Source organism: Candidatus Pelagibacter sp. HIMB1495, assembly GCF_052047955.1.
GTDB lineage: Bacteria > Pseudomonadota > Alphaproteobacteria > Pelagibacterales > Pelagibacteraceae > Pelagibacter.
This window is the reverse complement of the sequence record NZ_JBNAIQ010000001.1, coordinates 1004815-1023664: the sequence shown is the minus strand read 5'-3', so window position 1 is coordinate 1023664 and position 18850 is coordinate 1004815. Positions and strand designations below refer to the sequence as shown.

Annotated in this window: 24 protein-coding genes; 22 read left to right on the top strand and 2 right to left on the bottom strand. The window is 28.0% G+C overall.

Features of this window, described 5'->3' with window-relative positions:
- The first annotated feature begins 1 nt into the window (after position 1).
- The 10 genes from dapA to recO are packed head-to-tail and all read left to right on the top strand — an operon-like array spanning position 2 to position 7324.
- Complete coding sequence (dapA, locus tag ACTTAW_RS05520) at positions 2–877, top strand: 4-hydroxy-tetrahydrodipicolinate synthase (protein ID WP_075506760.1); 876 nt, start codon at positions 2–4, stop codon at positions 875–877.
- Positions 877–1347, top strand: a complete 471-nt coding sequence (gene smpB, locus ACTTAW_RS05515; protein WP_440651458.1) for an SsrA-binding protein SmpB — start codon at positions 877–879, stop codon at positions 1345–1347. Before dapA ends, smpB begins: the two co-directional genes overlap by 1 nt.
- The gene (gene folK, locus ACTTAW_RS05510; protein WP_440651457.1) at positions 1313–1831 is read left to right on the top strand and encodes a 2-amino-4-hydroxy-6-hydroxymethyldihydropteridine diphosphokinase; all 519 of its coding nucleotides are present in this window, start codon (positions 1313–1315) and stop codon (positions 1829–1831) included. The genes smpB and folK overlap by 35 nt, the downstream gene beginning before the upstream one ends.
- Before the next feature lie 20 nt (positions 1832–1851).
- Positions 1852–3597 (top strand): RelA/SpoT family protein, encoded by a 1746-nt coding sequence (locus ACTTAW_RS05505; protein WP_440651456.1) that lies wholly within the window; start codon positions 1852–1854, stop codon positions 3595–3597.
- Positions 3554–4141 carry an orotate phosphoribosyltransferase gene (gene pyrE, locus ACTTAW_RS05500; RefSeq protein WP_440651455.1) on the top strand — a complete coding sequence of 196 codons (588 nt, stop codon included), beginning with the start codon at positions 3554–3556 and terminating at the stop codon, positions 4139–4141. Before ACTTAW_RS05505 ends, pyrE begins: the two co-directional genes overlap by 44 nt.
- Complete coding sequence (locus ACTTAW_RS05495) at positions 4138–4857, top strand: pyridoxine 5'-phosphate synthase (RefSeq protein WP_440651454.1); 720 nt, start codon at positions 4138–4140, stop codon at positions 4855–4857. Before pyrE ends, ACTTAW_RS05495 begins: the two co-directional genes overlap by 4 nt.
- Positions 4857–5240, top strand: coding sequence for a holo-ACP synthase (gene acpS / locus ACTTAW_RS05490; RefSeq protein ID WP_440614327.1), 384 nt, complete (start codon positions 4857–4859; stop codon positions 5238–5240). Before ACTTAW_RS05495 ends, acpS begins: the two co-directional genes overlap by 1 nt.
- Complete coding sequence (gene lepB / locus ACTTAW_RS05485) at positions 5240–5977, top strand: signal peptidase I (protein ID WP_075506753.1); 738 nt, start codon at positions 5240–5242, stop codon at positions 5975–5977. The genes acpS and lepB overlap by 1 nt, the downstream gene beginning before the upstream one ends.
- Complete coding sequence (gene rnc, locus ACTTAW_RS05480; RefSeq protein ID WP_440634583.1) at positions 5977–6642, top strand: ribonuclease III; 666 nt, start codon at positions 5977–5979, stop codon at positions 6640–6642. The genes lepB and rnc overlap by 1 nt, the downstream gene beginning before the upstream one ends.
- 1 nt (position 6643) lies before the next feature.
- Positions 6644–7324: a DNA repair protein RecO gene (gene recO / locus ACTTAW_RS05475; RefSeq protein ID WP_075506751.1), complete on the top strand. Its 681-nt coding sequence runs from the start codon at positions 6644–6646 to the stop codon at positions 7322–7324.
- Here the strand turns inward: recO and hemB are convergent, their stop codons facing one another.
- Entirely contained in the window at positions 7325–8314 is a 990-nt protein-coding gene (hemB, locus tag ACTTAW_RS05470) for a porphobilinogen synthase (protein WP_440651453.1), read from the bottom strand.
- A gap of 73 nt (positions 8315–8387) precedes the next feature.
- On the opposite strand from hemB, the gene ACTTAW_RS05465 reads away from it, so the two are divergent.
- The 11 genes from ACTTAW_RS05465 to ACTTAW_RS05415 all read left to right on the top strand — a co-directional run bounded on the left by ACTTAW_RS05465 (position 8388) and on the right by ACTTAW_RS05415 (position 17915).
- The gene (locus tag ACTTAW_RS05465) at positions 8388–9026 is read left to right on the top strand and encodes an aspartyl/asparaginyl beta-hydroxylase domain-containing protein (RefSeq protein WP_440651452.1); all 639 of its coding nucleotides are present in this window, start codon (positions 8388–8390) and stop codon (positions 9024–9026) included.
- 1 nt (position 9027) lies between these two features.
- Positions 9028–9453, top strand: coding sequence for a ribose 5-phosphate isomerase B (gene rpiB / locus ACTTAW_RS05460; RefSeq protein WP_440651451.1), 426 nt, complete (start codon positions 9028–9030; stop codon positions 9451–9453).
- A gap of 6 nt (positions 9454–9459) precedes the next feature.
- Complete coding sequence (gene glyA / locus ACTTAW_RS05455; RefSeq protein WP_262589158.1) at positions 9460–10767, top strand: serine hydroxymethyltransferase; 1308 nt, start codon at positions 9460–9462, stop codon at positions 10765–10767.
- Between the two features lie 3 nt (positions 10768–10770).
- Positions 10771–11229, top strand: coding sequence for a transcriptional regulator NrdR (gene nrdR, locus ACTTAW_RS05450; RefSeq protein ID WP_075506746.1), 459 nt, complete (start codon positions 10771–10773; stop codon positions 11227–11229).
- The gene (gene ribD / locus ACTTAW_RS05445; protein WP_440651450.1) at positions 11210–12322 is read left to right on the top strand and encodes a bifunctional diaminohydroxyphosphoribosylaminopyrimidine deaminase/5-amino-6-(5-phosphoribosylamino)uracil reductase RibD; all 1113 of its coding nucleotides are present in this window, start codon (positions 11210–11212) and stop codon (positions 12320–12322) included. Before nrdR ends, ribD begins: the two co-directional genes overlap by 20 nt.
- Positions 12315–12908: a riboflavin synthase gene (locus ACTTAW_RS05440; protein ID WP_440651449.1), complete on the top strand. Its 594-nt coding sequence runs from the start codon at positions 12315–12317 to the stop codon at positions 12906–12908. The genes ribD and ACTTAW_RS05440 overlap by 8 nt, the downstream gene beginning before the upstream one ends.
- Positions 12895–13995, top strand: a complete 1101-nt coding sequence (ribB, locus tag ACTTAW_RS05435; protein ID WP_262589161.1) for a 3,4-dihydroxy-2-butanone-4-phosphate synthase — start codon at positions 12895–12897, stop codon at positions 13993–13995. The genes ACTTAW_RS05440 and ribB overlap by 14 nt, the downstream gene beginning before the upstream one ends.
- Positions 13995–14384: a 6,7-dimethyl-8-ribityllumazine synthase gene (ribH, locus tag ACTTAW_RS05430; RefSeq protein ID WP_075506742.1), complete on the top strand. Its 390-nt coding sequence runs from the start codon at positions 13995–13997 to the stop codon at positions 14382–14384. Before ribB ends, ribH begins: the two co-directional genes overlap by 1 nt.
- Positions 14381–14782, top strand: coding sequence for a transcription antitermination factor NusB (locus tag ACTTAW_RS05425; protein ID WP_262589163.1), 402 nt, complete (start codon positions 14381–14383; stop codon positions 14780–14782). The genes ribH and ACTTAW_RS05425 overlap by 4 nt, the downstream gene beginning before the upstream one ends.
- Positions 14775–15734 (top strand): thiamine-phosphate kinase, encoded by a 960-nt coding sequence (thiL, locus tag ACTTAW_RS05420; protein WP_440651448.1) that lies wholly within the window; start codon positions 14775–14777, stop codon positions 15732–15734. The genes ACTTAW_RS05425 and thiL overlap by 8 nt, the downstream gene beginning before the upstream one ends.
- Positions 15735–15809: 75 nt before the next feature.
- Positions 15810–17915: a sodium-translocating pyrophosphatase gene (locus tag ACTTAW_RS05415; protein ID WP_440651447.1), complete on the top strand. Its 2106-nt coding sequence runs from the start codon at positions 15810–15812 to the stop codon at positions 17913–17915.
- On the opposite strand, the gene bamE is transcribed toward ACTTAW_RS05415, so the two are convergent.
- The gene (gene bamE / locus ACTTAW_RS05410; protein ID WP_440651446.1) at positions 17902–18384 is read right to left on the bottom strand and encodes an outer membrane protein assembly factor BamE domain-containing protein; all 483 of its coding nucleotides are present in this window, start codon (positions 18382–18384) and stop codon (positions 17902–17904) included. The two genes, ACTTAW_RS05415 and bamE, sit on opposite strands and share 14 nt — an antisense overlap.
- On the opposite strand from bamE, the gene ACTTAW_RS05405 reads away from it, so the two are divergent.
- Complete coding sequence (locus tag ACTTAW_RS05405) at positions 18383–18850, top strand: ubiquinol-cytochrome C chaperone family protein (RefSeq protein ID WP_440651445.1); 468 nt, start codon at positions 18383–18385, stop codon at positions 18848–18850. The two genes, bamE and ACTTAW_RS05405, sit on opposite strands and share 2 nt — an antisense overlap.

Here is an 18850-nt window from a genome sequence, read left to right as displayed (position 1 = left end):
TATGTTCAAAGGATCAAATGTTGCTTTAATTACGCCGTTTAAAAACAATCTCTTAGATGAGGAGGCGTATATTAAATTAATACATTTTCATATTGAAAATGGAACTAGTGGGCTTGTACCTGCTGGTACAACAGGAGAATCCCCAACATTAAGTCATGATGAACATCAAAAAGTAATTGATCTCTGTATAAAAGAAAGTAATGGAAAAATTCCAGTTATAGCTGGAACAGGTTCAAATTCTACTGAGGAAGCTATTTCTTTAACTTCACACGCTGAAAAGGCAGGTGCAAATGGTGCTCTAATCGTAACACCTTATTATAATAAACCTACTCAAGAAGGTTTGTACCAGCATTATAAAGCTATAAATGACAAATGCGGGATACCAATAATAATTTACAATATACCAGGTAGATCAGTTATTGATATGAATGTTGATACAATGGCAAGACTGTTCGAGTTAAAAAATATAGTTGGTGTAAAAGATGCCACTGGAGATTTGGATAGGGTTGATCAACAGTTATCAAAAATGGGTAAAGAATTTGTTCAATTGACTGGTAATGATGACAATGCGCTAGAATTTAATAAAAGAGGTGGAGTAGGTGCAATAAGTGTAACAGCAAACATAGCACCAAAACTTTGTTCAGATTTTCAAAAATTTTCTAAATCTGAAAATGATATTGGCGAAGCTGAAAAATTAGATAAAATTTTACAGCCAATTCATCATTCAATGTTTGTTGAAAGTAATCCTAGTCCAGTAAAATATGCTGCTAAGTTATTAAATCTATGCGAAGATGATGTTAGATTGCCTCTGGTAAAAGTTACCGAACAAACTAAGGAAATTGTTAAAAAGTCTCTTCAGTCAGCAAAATTGATTTAATGAACAAAAAAACCAATTCTGGTTTAAAAATAATTTGTTTAAATAGGAAAGCTAGTTTTAATTATTTTTTTGAGGATATTTTAGAAGCAGGAATTGTTCTTAAAGGTTCTGAAATTAAATCATTAAGAGATGGAAAAGTTAATATAGCAGACTCTTATGCAGTTGAAAAAAATGGAGAAATAATTTTAATTAATTCTCATATTTCACCTTACAAACAAGCAAGTTATTCCAATCATAACCCAACCGATGAAAGAAAGTTGCTACTAAATAAAAGAGAAATAAACAAATTGATTGGAAAAATGCAAAGAGATGGCTTTACTATTGTTCCAACAAAAATGTATTTTAAAAAAGGAAAGGCCAAAATTGAATTAGCAGTTGCTAAAGGAAAGAAGCAATACGATAAAAGAGCAACAAAAAAGAGCAGAGACTGGAACCGTGAAAAGGCAAGATATATCAGAAAATCAAGCTAAAATTGTTTACTTAGGTATTGGCTCTAATTTGGGTGATAGAAAAAAAAATATAGAAATTGCAAAATCTCATTTAAGCGAAAATAATCTAGATTTTTTATCTATCTCAAGTTTTTATGAAACACCTTCTTGGCCGGACCCCAAAAAACCTAAATTTTTAAATGTAGTTATCAAGGCAAAGTTTTGTTTTGATCCTGAAAGTCTCCTTAAAATATGTAAGAAAATTGAAATTTTATTAGGAAGAAAAAAAGGTAAAAAAAATGATCCACGTATTTGTGATATTGACATTATTGATTTTAATAAAAAGATTTTAAATGTAAAAAACAAATTAACTTTGCCTCATAAACTTATGCATAAAAGAAATTTTGTACTCATCCCTTTTTTTGAAATTCAAAAAGAATGGCATCATCCAATTATTAAAAAAGATCTTAAAAGCTTGATTTCTTCACTCTCTCAAGCAGACTTTAGGTCTATTAAACAAATTTAAATTAATGTTATAATAGGGTTATGCTAAATTCTAATGAACTAATTAATAAAGTTAAAAATTATAATAAATTTTTAAATCCTGAAAAATTAGATAAAGCTTATAATTTTGCTGTAAAGGCCCATAAGAGTCAAAAAAGAGCTTCCGGTGATCCTTACTCTGTACATCCAATTGAAGTTGCAAATATTTTAACAGAGTTAAAATTAGACAGTGCTACAATTGCCACTGGGTTATTGCATGACACTATTGAAGATACCTTTGCAACTTATGAAACAATAAAAGCTGAATTTGGTGATGAGGTTGCTGACTTAGTAGATGGTGTCACTAAAATATCTGTTTTTGAAAATACAGCTGGATCAAATTCTAAAGTAGAAAACTTTAGAAAATTAATTTTAGCAACATCAAAAGATATTAGAGTTTTATTAGTAAAAATTGCAGACAGATTGCACAACATGAGAACGATTAAAGCAATTACTAAAGTGGAAAAAAGACAAAGGATTGCTCAAGAAACAATGGAAATTTATGCTCCATTGGCAGACAGAATGGGTATGCACAGAATACGTGATGAGCTTGAAGATTTATCGTTTGAAATTTTAAATTACGATGCGAGAAAATTAATAAAAAAAAGACTTGATGAAATAAAATTAGATAGAAAAGATATTTTTGAAGAACAATCATATGAACTCAGTGAAATATTGAATGATCACGAAATTAATGCTGAAATTTATGGAAGAGAAAAAACTCCATTTTCAATATGGAGAAAAGTTCAAAAAAAAAGAGTTTCATTAGAGCAGATAACAGACATCATTGGCTTTAGAATTATACTAGATACTATTGATGACTGTTATAAAACTCTTGGTATATTTCATAAGAAATGGAACTGTATTCCTGGTAAATTTAAAGATTACATCTCTTCGCCCAAAATAAATGGATATAAGTCAATTCATACTTCAGTTATTGGTTCAAATAAAAAGCCTATAGAGATTCAAATTAGAACTAAAGAAATGCATGACTTTGCACAAAGAGGTGTTGCATCGCATTGGCAATATAAATCTTCTGAAAAATTTAATTCATTAAGTTGGAAAGAGTATGATTGGTTAAAAGATTTAGTGGAGATTATTGAAAAAAATGAAAATCCTGAGGACTCTTATGAATATACAAAGCTTCAAATGTTTCAGGAAAATGTCTTTTGCTTCACACCAAAAGGATCTGTAATTAAATTGCCAAAAGATGCAACAGCAATTGATTTTGCTTATGCTGTTCACACTAAAATTGGTAATTCCGCAATTGGTTGTGAAGTAAATGGAAATAACTGTGAATTACAAACAATATTAAGAAATGGTGATAGGGTTAACATTCTCACATCTAAAAATAGTTCACCATCTCTTCATTGGATACCTACCACCAAAACAGGTAAAGCAAGAGCTGCTATTAGAAGATATTGGCATGACAAAGGTGAACAAAAAGAGGAAAAAACAAAAAAATATAACACTACACTTTGGATTTCATTACCTGATAAACCCGGTCAACTTGGCGATATAAGTTCTTTAATTGGAAGTCGTAAACTTAACATTTCTAATTTAGAGATGGCAGGTAAAAATCCAAACTATATTAATTTTAAATTTAGATTAATAATTAGAAATCTAAAGAATTTTACAAATTTTATTGCAGAGCTAAAGCAAAAAGGTATAAAATTTAAGATAATTAGACACGAAGAAAAAAGAAATGCTTTCACTCAAAAAATCCTTAAATATTTTAAAAAAGACTGATGCGTTATTAGAAGGACATTTCGTTTTATCCTCAGGATTACACTCCCCAAAGTACATTCAGTGCGCTAAACTTTTAAGCTTTCCTAATTTAGCTGACGAAATTTGTAGATCATTAGCAAATAAAATAAAAAAAAATTTTAAAAAAATAGATTTAATACTCGCTCCTGCTATGGGTGGTGTAATAATAGGCTATGAAATTGGTAAAATTTTAAAAAAAGAAACAATTTTTTGCGAAAGGGTGAATGGAAAATTTACTCTCAGAAGAGGTTTTAGTATAAAAAAGGGAGCAAGAGTTTTAATTATAGAAGATGTGATTACGACAGGTAAATCTAGTTTGGAATGCGTAAAACTTATAAAAAAATCAAATGCAAGACTTGTTGGATTTGCTTCTATAATTGACAGATCAACAAAAAAATCTCTGAAAATAAAAAATAAAATTGTTTCTCATTTAAAAATAGATGTGCCTAGCTATAACCTTAAAAATATACCTAAATCTCTAAAATCAATTCCCATTACTACTCCAGGAAGTAGATTTATTAAGTGAAAAGATTAGGTGTAAATATAGATCATATTGCAACACTGCGTAATGCACGTGGTGAAAAACATCCTAATCCAGTATTTGCAGCAAAAAAAGTTATAAAATTGGGTGCAGACTCCGTAACTATTCATTTGAGAGAAGATAGAAGGCACATAAATGATTTAGATACTAAAGAGATTTGTGCTTTGAATAAAGTGTTAGTTAATCTTGAAGTCTCGATGAATAGTGAAATAATTAAAAAAGCTTTAAGATATAAACCAAATTACATTTGTATTGTTCCAGAAAACAGAAAAGAAATAACCACAGAAGGTGGTTTAAATCTAAAAGATAATTATAAAAAATTAAAAGAAATAATTTTTAAATTTAAAAAGTCAAATATTAGAACTAGTTTATTTATCAACCCCAACTTAAATGATATTAAACTTTCAAAAAAATTAAATGTGGATTGTGTTGAAATCCACACTGGAAAACTAGCTAATTATGTTAAATCATATAAAAATTTTTCAAGCGAATTAAATAGAATTAAAAAAAGCTCAAAACTTGCATCTAAGCTAGATATAGAAGTACATGCAGGTCATGGTTTAGATTACAAGACTACTAAAATTTTAACAAAAATTAAAGAAATCGAGGAATTCAACATAGGACATTTTATTATTGGAGAGTCGATATTTTATGGTCTACCCAAAGTAATTAAAGATTTTAAAAAAATTATTAAAAATTAATGAAAATTTTAGGTATTGGAGTTGATATAATTGAAAATAAAAGAATTAAAGAAGCTATAAAAAATAAATCTTTTATTAATCGAGTTTATAGTGTGAGAGAGCAAAGACAATCAAACTTAATAAAGAATAAAGTGGCTTTTTTTTCAAAAAGATTTGCAGCAAAAGAAGCATTTGCCAAAGCTTTGGGTACCGGATTTAGAATGAAATTGAACTTTAAAGATATAGAAGTAGTTAACGATAAAATGGGTAAACCAAATTATGTTACAAACAAAAAAATCACCAAAATGATCCAAAATAAATTTAAAATTAAAAAATATAATTGTTTTCTATCCATTTCGGATGAAAAAAAATATTCAACAGCATTTGCTATTATTCAATCATAATGAAACTAGATAAAAAATTTTTTTCAGAAAATATAAAAACTTTATTTTATGCTTTGATAATTGCAGTAATAATTAGATCACTTTTAGTGCAACCTTTTTATATACCTTCTTCTTCGATGGAACCCACATTACTTGTAGGTGATAGATTATTTGTTACAAAATATTCATATGGGTATAGTAAACATTCTTTCCCTTTTAGTCCGCCAATACTTAGTAAAAGAATAATGTTTAAAAGTCCTGAAAGAGGAGATGTAATTGTATTTAAAACACCAGCTGACAATAGAACAGATTATATAAAACGTTTAATTGGGCTCCCAGGAGATAAAATCCAGTTTATTGACGCCAATCTATATTTAAATAGTAGCGAAATACTTAAATCTAAAATCCCACTTAAAACAAAAATTTATTGTGGTGACACAACAATAGATGTCTTAAAGTTTGAGGAAAAATTACCTAACGGTAAAAAATTTCATACAGTTTATTTAAAAAATTATACATATCAAAATTCAGATGTTTTTACAGTTCCAGATGATCATTATTTCTTTTTGGGTGATAATAGAGATTGTTCTAAGGATAGCAGATTTCTTTCAAGTGTTGGTTATGTTCATAAAGATAACCTGGTTGGTAAGGCTCAATTTATTTTTTTTTCATCTGATAAAAAAATAGGAAGTTTTATTGAATTTTGGAAATGGCATAAATCTATAAGATTTAAAAGAACCTTTAATGTTATTAATTAATGAAAATAAAGCATCAAGAACTAGAAAAAAAAATAAATATAGTTTTTAAAAACAAAAATTTATTAGACCAATCTCTTACTCATAAAAGTTTTAATTCCTCTAAAAATAATGAGAAAATTGAATTTTTAGGTGATCGTGTACTTGGGCTGGTCATGGCTAAAAAATTATTAGAAATTTATCCAAATGAAAAAGAGGGAATACTTGATAAGAAATTTGCTTCACTTGTTAATAAAAAATCTTGTCTTGAAATTGCAAAATCAATTAATTTAGAAAAATATATTAAAACTTTTAATCCAAGAAATAAAAAAATAAAAATTGAAGATAAAATTATTGCAGATAGTTGTGAAGCTTTAATAGGAGCAATTTATCTCGATAAAGGCTTTAATATTGTTGAAAAATTTATTTTAAAGCAGTGGGAAGCAAAAATTAGCGATAGTGTTGTTACCGAAATTGATGCCAAAACCAAGTTACAAGAACAAACATTAAAAAAATTTAAAAGTCTTCCTAAATATAAATTAATCTCAAATACTGGTCCAAGACACAAACCTGTATTTAAAGTAGGAGTAAAATTACCCAATACAAAATACTTTATTGGCATTGGCAATTCCAAAAAAAATGCCGAGCAAAGTGCAGCTACAGAGTGTTTAAATAGTTTCAATAAATAATATGAATTGGTCTGATGAAGGTTTTTTGATAAGTAAAAATAGATATAACGAAAACTCCTTAATTGTAGAAATTTTCACCAAAGAAAAAGGTAAAGTATCAGGCATCATATTTGGTGGAACATCAAAAAAAATTAAAAATTATCTGCAAATAGGAAATAAGTTGCATGTTAATTATAATTCAAAAAATGAGAATAGGATTGGCTATTTTAAAGTTGAAATTTTAAATGCTTACAGCCCTTTGTATTTTGATGATAGACAAAAATTATCATGCTTAACTTCTGCAATGAATTTGATTAAAATTTTAACAGCAGACGCACAATCAAATGAAAAAGTTTTTTTCATAATTCAGAATTTCTTTTTAATTTTACAAGATAAAAATTGGTTAAAAAAATATATTTTTTGGGAATTAGAATTACTCAAAATATTAGGTTATGATTTAGAATTAGAAAACTTAGTAGAGAAAGATACTGAAAATAACGAAACTGTTTACTATGTTTCATCATCAAATGAAAAAAAATATGTTCCAAACTTTCTTATTGAAAAAGACAAAGAGGTTGAAGATATTAAAATTTTATTAAAAGGTTTGAAGTTAGTTAATGATTATCTAGATAAAACAATTTTAAAACCAAATAATATTAATTTTCCAAACAATAGATTGTTATTTCTTAATACTTTAAGGTAATCACTTTATTATTTTGTCAATTCGATCTGCGTAATAACTTACAATCGCATTTGCGCCAGCTCTTTTGAAAGCTACTAAACTTTCATACACTGCATCTTTATTTACAAGGTTTTTATTAATAGCATTTTCTATTAGACTATACTCACCAGATACTTGATACACAAAAACTGGAATTTTGAATTTTTCTTTAATTGATTTAATTATATCCAAATATGGCATTCCTGGTTTAACCATAACCATATCAGCTCCTTCTTTTATATCCATAGCAACTTCTCTTAATGCTTCATCAGAATTTCTAAAATCCATTTGATATGTTTTTTTATCTCCTTTTAATGAACTTTTTGACCCAACGGCATCCCTAAAGGGACCATAAAAGCTGGATGCATATTTTGCTGCATAAGATAAAATCTGAACTTCTTTGAAATTGTTTTGATCGATTGCTTTTCTAATTTTACCAATCCTACCATCCATCATATCTGATGGAGCTAAGACATCGCAACCCATTTCAGCTTGAAGTAAAGATTGGTTTATTAAAACTTGAATTGTTTCATCATTTAAAATTTTATCAGATTTGATTAATCCGTCATGTCCATGAGAGGTATAAGGGTCCAATGCAACATCACACATAATTCCAATTTGATTTTTGTATTTTTTTTTAATCATTCTTGATGCTCTACAAACAAGATTATTTTCATTGAGTGCTTCTGATCCAAGTTCATTTTTCAATGATTTTTTTGTATTTGGGAAAAGGGCAACCATCGGAATTCCTTTGCTTATCGCTTTGTCGATAATTTGACTGATTCTATCTACTGAATACCTATAGACGCCAGGCATCGATTTTATATGTTGTTTTTTATTTACTCCATCAATAAGAAAAATTGGAAGAATAAAATCATTAGGACTTAGGGTATTTTCCTGTATTAGTTTTCTAGTCCAGGAAGATTTTCTGTTTCTTCTTAATCTTAGGCTTGGATATTTTCCTACAATCATGTTTAAATTTACTTTATTAATGCGACAAATGTATTATACAAATATCTCTTAAATTAAGTACAAAACCATTTTTATGAACATTGATAACACAAAAGTTGTAAACCTAAACCTAAAAAAAGAAGAAAGAATTTTAGATTTTAGTGATTTTCAAAAACAAAACTTGAAATTTGATATAAATAAACTTCAAGAGGCTTATAACCAAATTATTAAGACAAAAAAATTCGAAGATGCTGGGATAACACACTTTGGAGCTATTTCATTAACTCAAATTCCTGGTGATCCTGATTCAATCAAAGGCAATAAAGCTAGAGGTGTTTATTGGACTAAACCTGATAAAACTGGAAAAGAGGTTTCTAGAGATGTAGAAATTGATGAAGCAGCTTATTCTGAATTTATAAAAGATTATGAGAATACTTATTTTAAAGAAGTTTATGATGTTTTATCAAGCAAATATAAATTGGGTAGAGTAAGGATTTTATTAAAAGAACCAAGATCAACTTTAAGTTGGCATAGAGATCCAGAACCAAGATTGCATATTCCAATCGTAACTAATCCTGGATGCTTAATGGTTATAGATAATGTTGCAAAACATATGCCTGCAGATGGTTCTGTTTGGGTGACTAATAACACAAAATATCATAATGCATTTAATGGTGGTGAAGAAAATAGAGTCCACCTTGTTGCTTGTGTGCTAGATTATAAATTCAATTAATTTGAAAAAGATATTTATCTCTTCAGATCACGCTGGTTTTAAACTTAAAGAAGCAATTAAAATTTATTTAGAAAAGAAAAAAATTAATTTCCAAGATTTTGGTCCTTCAAATGAGAATAGCGTTGATTACCCAGATTATGCACATAAAGTTGCAAGAAAAGTAAATTCATCTAAAAAAAATATTGGTATTTTGGTATGTGGATCAGGAACTGGAATGAATATTGCAGCAAATAAACATAAAAATGTTAGAGCCGCTCAATGCTTTAATGAAAAATCTACTAAATTATCTAGATTGCATAATGATGCAAATATCATTACATTAGGATCTAGATTACTAACTAAAAAAAATGCATTAAAATTTATTAGCATTTTTTTAAATACAAAGTTCGAAGGTGGGAGACACTTAAAAAGATTAAAAAAAATATAATTAATTATGTCTAGTGAAAAAAGTTATTTAAACGATAGTTATAAGAGTTTCTTCGAAGATGGTTTGTCTAGCAAGGACCCTGAATTATATAAAGCTATAAAAGACGAACTCTTAAGACAACAACAACATATAGAATTAATTGCATCAGAAAATATAGTTTCTCAAGCAGTTCTTGAAGCTCAAGGATCAGTTTTAACTAATAAGTATGCTGAAGGATATCCTGGAAAAAGATACTATAATGGTTGCGAACATGTCGATGTTGCAGAAAGTCTTGCAATTGAGAGATTAAAAAAATTATTTAATTGTAAATATGCAAATGCACAACCTCACTCTGGTGCCCAGGCAAATGGAGCTGTATTTTTAGCTTTATTAAATCCTGGAGATACATTTATGGGAATGAGTTTAAATTCAGGTGGACACATAACACACGGATTGAAAATATCTATGTCAGGTAAATGGTTTAACGCTATAGGTTATGACGTTGATAAAGAGTCTGAACTTATTGATTATGATAATGTTGAAAAACTTGCTTTAGAACACAAGCCTAAATTAATAATAGCAGGCGGCAGTGCTTATTCTCGAGTAATAGATTTTAAAAGATTTAGAGAAATAGCTGATAAAGTAGGAGCCTATTTAATGGTTGATATGGCACATTTCTCAGGACTTGTGGCTGGTAAAGGTTATCCAAATCCATGTGATTACGCTCATGTTGTAACCTCAACTACACATAAAGTTTTTAGAAGTGCAAGAGGTGGAATAATTTTGTCTAATGACGAGGAGCTTGGTAAAAAGTTTAACACAGCTGTTTTCCCTGGTTATCAAGGTGGACCTTTGATGCATATTATTGCTGCTAAAGCTGCTGGTTTTCTAGAAGCTCTTCAACCAGATTTTCAAGATTATATAAAATCTGTTTTAGCTAATGCAAAAATCTTAGCCGAAACTTTAAAAAACAATGGATTTAAAATTTATTCAGATGGAACTGATACTCATTTAATGCTTGTTGATTTAAGACCTTTTAATGTTAAGGGAAATCTTGCAGCGGAAAGTCTATCAAGAGCCAACATAACATGTAATAAAAATGGAATACCTTTTGATACAGAGAAACCAATGATTACATCGGGAATTAGATTGGGTACTCAAGCTGCTACTACACGTGGATTTGGATTAAATGAATTTAAAACTGTAGGTGAATTGATAACAAAAACTATTAAAGGTTTATCTGAAAACCCTGATGATAACAGTAAAGTTGAAAACGAGGTAAGAAATGAAGTTATTAATCTAACTTCGTCATTTCCAATATATAAAAATTTATAAATAATGATTTGTCCTTGTGAAAAAAAAGGTGATACGTCAGTTGTAGATTCTAGACCAACTGAAGATGGAACTGCAATAAGAAGAAGACGATTATGTATATGTGGCGAAAGATTTACTACCTTTGAAAGAATTCAATTTAGAGAATTAATGGTTGTTAAAAAAAATGGAAGAAAATCTTCTTTTGACAGAGATAAATTATCTAAATCAATCTATATAGCATTAAAAAAGAGACCAATTGATACAGAAACTGCTGAGAAATTTATAAGTAAAATCTCAAGATCATTAGAAGAACTTGGACAAACAGAAATATCAACAAGTACAATTGGAACAATGGTTATGGAAGGATTAAAAGAGCTTGATCCTGTAGCATACGTGCGTTTTGCTTCCGTTTATAGAAATTTTAGAGAAGAAAAAGACTTTGTACAATTTGTGGACAGATTAGATGTCTACAAAAAAAGATAAATTTACCAGTAAAGATAAGCAATTCATGCAAATTGCCCTTAATTTGGCAATTGCTCGCGAAGGTTTAACCGGTACAAATCCATCTGTTGGATGTGTAATTGTTAAAAATAATAAAATTATATCTATAGGACAGACTTCACATGATGGAAGGCCTCATGCTGAACGAAATGCAATTAAAGACTCTATTGAAAATGTTGCTGGTTCAAAGATGTATATCACATTAGAACCGTGTTGTCATAAAGGAAAAACACCGCCTTGTACAAATTTAATAATTAAATCAAAAATATCAGAAGTTATTTACTCAAATTCTGATATTGACGAACGTGTTAGTGGAAAATCTTTTAAAGTTTTAAAATCAAGTAAAATAAAAGTTAGAAAAAATCTTTTAAAAAAAGAAATCAGTCGGTTTTACTATCCTTATTTTTTTAACAGAAAAAATAAAATACCTTTTGTTACAGGTAAAATTGCAGTTTCAAAGAACAATTTAATTTATAGTAAAGAAAAGCAAAAAATTACTAATATTTATTCTGATAAGTTTTCACATTTTTTAAGATATAAAAATGATACGATATTAATTTCACACAAAACCTTAAATAAGGATAATCCAAAACTCAATTGTAGACTTAAAAACAAAAATAATTTTTCACCTATAAGAGTCATTTTAGATAATAAGCTAAATTCTAATCCAAATTCTTACTTAATAAAATCTGCAACTAAAATAAAAACAATTATTTTTTATAATGAAGCAACAAAATCAAAAATCTCATTATTTAAATCTAAAAAAGTCTTATTAATAAAATCTAAAATTAATAAAAATAAAGAATTCAATTTAAAAGAGATATTAAAAAAAATTTATTCTTTAGGAAGTAGAAATTTATTGGTTGAAGGTGGAGATAAACTTACAAAATCATTCATAAATAATAAAATTTTTAATAAATTTTATTTGTTTAAAAGTTCCAAAAATTTGTCTAAAAATTCTGAATTTGTTGAATTTAACAGTTTAAATACTTTAAAATCAAAATATAGATATAAGTCAAAACTAAACCTTAAATTAAAAAAGGATAAAATAGAATTTTACAAAAACTATGTTTAACGGAATTATATATAACCAAGGTACTGTCAAAAGAATTACTAAAAGACCAAAAGGCATCAATATATTTGTTAAAAGTAACTTAAAAGTTTCATCAAAAGATATGGGTTTGTCAGTTGCATGTGACGGGGTATGTCTCACACTAATTTCCTATAAGTCAAAAATAATGGAATTTTATTTATCAAATGAAACTTTAATTAGGTCCAAATTTAAATTTCTCAAAACAAATGATGTTTTGAACTTAGAGTTGCCTTTGAAATATGGAACTAAAATTTCTGGTCATATCTGCCAAGGTCATGTTGATACGGTTGGAATAGTTAATAATATTAATAAAATAGATAAATCTTATCTTTTTGATTTTGAGATTCCAAAAAAAGAAAGAAAACATTTAATAGAGAAGGCGTCAATATGTGTAAATGGCATCTCTCTTACAATTTCAAAAATTACAAAAAAAGGTTTTCAAATTTGGATTATTCCCCATACTTATAAAGAGACCAATTTATCTACTTTAAAAAAATCTAGTTTGGTAAATATTGAGATTGATATCTTGTCTAAATATGTAAGAAATTATTTTAATGACAAAAAATAATTTTGCATCAATAGAAACTATTATCAGTATTGCTAGAAAAGGTGGAATGTTCATTTTAGTTGATGATGAAAAAAGAGAAAATGAAGGCGATTTAGTAATATCCACATCAGATACTAATTCAAAAAATATAAATTTTATGGCCAAGTATGGCAGAGGTTTAATTTGTTTAGCTCTAGATAGTGTTCAGGCAAAAAAATTAAACCTTTCATTAATGTCACCAATTAATCAATCAAGAAATAAAACTGCATTTACCATTTCTATCGAAGCTAAAAAAGGAATTACAACTGGAATTTCAGCGAAGGATAGAGCCAAAACAATTAAAGTTGCTTCAAAGAAAAATGCTAACAAAAATGAAATTGTATCTCCAGGCCATGTTTTTCCAATAATAGCAAAAGATGGAGGTGTACTTGTTAGAGCTGGGCATACAGAAGCTTCAGTTGATATCTCAAAATTAGCAAAAAAAAATAATTCAGCTGTTATTTGTGAAATTATGAACGAAGATGGAACAATGGCCAAAGGTAACGATTTATTTAATTTTGCAAATAAGCATAAACTTAAAATAGGTAAGATTGAAGATTTGATTGCTTATAGACTTAAAAAAGAAAAATTAATTAAATTAAAAAAACAAAGCTCAATAATTGTAAAAGATCAAAAGTATAATATTCGAATTTATGAGAATTTAATTGATGGTGCAGAACATTTTGCTCTAATTAAAGGAAAAATAAAAAAGGGTATTACCCCAAGGGTAAGAGTGATCTCTTCAAATGTAGTTCAAAATTATTTAATTAATCAACAATTACCAAACTCATTTAACAAAACTTTGAATTATTTTAAAAAATATAACAATTGTGTATTAATCTTTATTAAAGACTCTAATTTAAAATCTGTAACACAAACTCTAAAAGATTATAAAAATAAAGATTTTTATAAAAAGGGTAATGATAAATTAATAAGAAATTACGGAATTGGAGCTCAAATTATAAAAGATTTGAAAATTAAAAATATGATATTAATCACAAAATCTCCAAAAAAAGTTATTGGTTTAGATGGTTATGGTATAAAAATTACTAAACAAGAATTGATATAATGAAGAAAAAAATTTTGATTGTTATAGCTGATTATTACAAAGATATTGCAGATGGACTACTTAAAAGTGCTTTAAAATTAATCTCAAAAAAAAATAATATAAAAGTTATTAATGTTCCAGGAGCTTTTGAAATCCCAGTAACTATTTCAAAAAACATAAATAAGCATGATGCCTTTTTAGCTTTAGGCTGTGTTATTAAGGGTCAAACTCCTCACTTTGATTTTATTTCTCAAGCAGCAACTAATGGTATTATGGAATTATCAATTTCAAGTAAAAAACCAATTGGGAATGGAATAATTACTTGTTTGAATATGTCTCAAGCTAAAGCGAGAAAGAAAAAAGGTGCGGAAGCAGCTGAAGCAGTAATTTCTGTTCTATCTCAAAAATGAGAACACATTTTAATCCAAAAAATAATCCTAGGGTTATAATAATTCAAAAACTCTATGGTAAATTTTATAACGAAGATGATGAATTACAGTTTCCAAAACACAGATTTAAAAAATTTATTAAAGATATTGTACTAGGAACTATCGAAAGAAATGATCTAATTATAGATGAATTAAAAAATAAATTAGGTGATGAATTTGTCTTTGAAAATTTAGATAAGGTTTTTCAAACTATTTTAAAAGCTGCTACATACGAATTAATGTACAAACCTAATTTATCCTTAAACATTATTATTAAAGAGTATTTAAATTCATCAAATTATTTCTTAGAAAATTCACAAACTAAGTACCTAAATGCTTTGCTTGATAATGTTGGAAAAAAATTAAGAACAAATGCATGAATTTGAATTAATAAATAATTATTTTTCTAATATTTCTAAAAAAAATAAAGCTGCTTTAAGTTTAAATGATGATGTTTTTTTTGATAAAAAAAAAGGATTAGTTATTTCAGTAGACACATACAACATAGGTACACATTTTATAGATTTTAAAAGACCAGATTTAGTTATTAAAAAAATTTTAAGATCTTCAATTTCTGATTTGATTTGTAAAGGAGTTAAGCCAAAATATTATTTTATTGCTGGATCAGGGAACAAAAAAAACTTTACAAAAAACAATCTTAAAAAAATATCCAATTCTTTAATAGAAGAGCAGAAAAAATATGATTTATTATTAGGAGGAGGGGATACAACTTTTTCTAATAAACTTAGCTTTACAATAACCTCCATTGGTTACTCAAAAAAAATAATCTATAGAAATCAATCTAATGTAAATAATGATATATATGTTACAGGAAATTTAGGTGATAGTTTTATCGGATTACAGATTTTAAAAAATAAAATTAAGTTGAATAAATCTAAAACTAAGTATTTTATCAATAAATATTATATGCCCGATATCCAAAATAAGTTTTCTAAAAATTTACTTTCTCTAGCAACAAGTTCTATGGATATATCTGATGGTTTAATCGCAGATTTGAATAAATTAATAAACAAGCAAAATGTTTCTTATAAAATTTATGAAAAATCCATTCCTGTATCAAGAAATCTTAACAACCTAATTAATAGTAAGAATTTAAATAAAATTGATCTAGTTTCTAATGGAGATGATTATCAAATTTTGTTTACTGCTAGACCAAACAATGCCAGAATCATAAATAAATTAAGTAAATCTCTTGGTGTAAAAATTTCTAAAATAGGAACTATTTTATCTGGTAAAAACAAGTCTTTAATTTTAGATCAAAAAGATAGAGAAATCGCCAATAATACAGGTGGTTATATCCACCAATTTTGAAGTTAATTATTGTCTTTTTTGACTTTTTTTGTATTGTCCGGGCTTAAAAATTAACAACCAACAACTAAGGGTTATATGAGTGCAACTGTCGAAACTATTTTATTATACACAATCGGAGCTGGTTTTTTATCTATCGTTTATGGATTTTTAACTGGAAAAAACATTTTAAATTCAAGTGCAGGAAATGCAAAAATGCAAGATATTGCTTCAGCTATTCAAATCGGAGCAAAAGCTTATCTAGCAAGACAATACAAAACAATTGCAATTGTTGGTGCAGCTGTTCTTGTAATTGTTAGTATTGCGTTTAGTCCATTAGTTGGTCTTGGTTATTTAATAGGTGCAGCATTATCTGGTATTGCAGGATATGTTGGTATGTTAGTTTCTGTAGAAGCTAATGTTAGAACTGCTGAAGCTTCAAGAAAAGGTCTAGCTCAAGGTCTTTCAGTGGCTTTTAAATCTGGTGCTGTAACTGGTATGTTGGTTGCTGGTTTAGCATTGTTGGCTATAGCAGTTTATTATTTTTTATTACTTAAATATGAAGTTGATGAGAGAGAGATTGTAAATGCTCTAGTTGCTTTAGGTTTTGGTGCTTCTTTAATTTCAATTTTTGCAAGATTAGGTGGAGGTATTTTCACTAAAGGTGCAGATGTAGGTGCCGATCTAGTTGGAAAAGTTGAAGCCGGTATTCCTGAAGATGATCCTAGAAATCCAGCTGTAATTGCAGATAACGTTGGAGATAATGTTGGTGACTGTGCAGGTATGGCAGCTGATTTATTTGAAACATATGCGGTTACTATTGTTGCTACCATGGTTTTATCATCAATTTTCTTCGTAGGTGATCTCAATATGATGATTTATCCTCTTACGATTGGTGCTGCTTGTTTATTAACATCTATTATAGGTACATTCTTTGTTAAACTTGGAAAAGACAACAATGTGATGAACGCATTGTATAAAGGATTTATTGTATCTGCTGTTGCATCATTGGCTATTCTTTGGCCTGTAACAGATCACGTTATTGGTTTTACAAATGAATACACTGTTAATGGAAATACGTTTAATGGAATGGATTTATATTATTGTGGGGTAATTGGTTTAGTTATTACTGGTTTACTAATCTGGATTACAGAATATTATACTGGAACAAATTATAGACCTGTTAAGTCTGTTGCTTTATCATCAACAACTGGTCATGGAACTAATGTTATTCAAGGTTTGGCTGTATCAATGGAAGCAACAGCTATACCTGCATTAATCATTGTTGCAGGTATCTTAATTACAAATTCTATTGCTGGCCTATTTGGTATTGCAATCGCTGTTACAACAATGCTTGCATTAGCTGGAATGGTTGTTGCGTTAGACGCTTACGGTCCAGTAACTGATAATGCTGGTGGGATAGCCGAAATGTCTAACTTGGATAAAAAAGTTAGAAAAACAACAGATGCTTTAGATGCCGTTGGTAACACCACAAAAGCTGTAACAAAAGGATATGCAATAGGTTCAGCTGGTTTAGGTGCGCTAGTTTTATTTGCGGCTTACACTGAAGATATTAAACACTTTTCTAAAGAAGCAGGTTCTGCTCTTGAAGGAATAGTTGTAACTTTTGATTTATCAAATCCATATGTTGTTGTTGGTTTATTAATCGGAGGAATGTTGCCTTACTTATTTGGTTCTATGGGAATGCAAGCAGTTGGAAGAGCAGGTGGTGCTGTAGTAGTAGAAGTAAGAAGACAGTTTAAAAAATTCCCAGGTATTATGAAAAGAAAACAAAAACCTGATTATGCAAAATTAGTTGACTTGTTGACTGTTGCTGCAATTAAGGAAATGATAATTCCGTCATTATTACCTGTGTTGTCACCTGTAGTTTTATATTTTATAATTTTATCAATAGGTGGTCAGGTTGCTGCTTTAGCTGCAGTTGGTGCAATGCTTTTAGGAGTTATTATAACAGGATTATTTGTAGCTGTTTCAATGACCGCTGGAGGTGGTGCATGGGATAATGCTAAGAAATATATTGAAGATGGAAACCATGGTGGAAAAGGATCAGAAGCTCATAAAGCTGCAGTTACTGGTGATACAGTCGGAGATCCATATAAAGATACCGCGGGTCCAGCCGTTAATCCAATGATTAAGATTACAAATATTGTAGCTTTGTTATTATTGGCTGTTATCGCTTCATAAGCTCTTTACGTTTTTTGGCCCTCTGACCAAGAGGGTCATCAATTTTCTGTCTCATACTACTGAGAAATTCATATATGAAGGAATTTTTCTTGAATCCTGATTGTGTAGTTGCTTCACTTATTTTGATATTTTCCATATCATCTTTATTATAAAACTCTTTTTTATTTAAAATCCCATAATCATCGATTTCTAAAACAAGAATGTCATTTTTGAATATTTTCATTCTTCCAAGGTTTTTTAATCTTGATTGTGTTTGTTTTCTTTCTATGTATATCCATACATCATTATCAAATTTACTTGTTGTTGATGGAATACCAAGTATTTTTATTATATCGTTTTTATTGGTTTTACTTATTATTAGAGATTTTTGTTTCTTTTCTAAAGATGGAACTCCATGATGTTTTACAACAGGTTTAAAAGAGCAATTTGAAAGTATTAAAAATAAAAAAAATATATATAATTTATTCATGAGTAATGAGTATATACATATTTATAACAATTTAATTAATTTCACTAGAAATAAAGATTTATATAAGAATTTAAACAGGGAAGATAGTTTTTCAGACAGATTAACTTTATTTTTGCTCCATTTTTCATTTTTTTTGAAAAATTATAAAAGTGAGGAAAATAAAAAAACTCTACAAGAAATTTACGATTTTAACTTCAGGCAATTAGAATTAAGTATTAGAGAGATTGGATATGGAGATCAATCTATAAATAAAAAAATGAAAAATTATATTAACTTATTTCATTCCATGGTTTCAGAGATTCATTTTTGGGATAACTTATCCAAAATTGATAAAATTGAAAAATTATCAATATTTTTGCAAGATTTTAATAATATTGAGGATTTGCTTAAATATTTTGAGGAATTTAACTCAAATTTATCAAAAAAAACTTTGAATTCTTATTTAAAAAGTGTAAGTAACCCATAA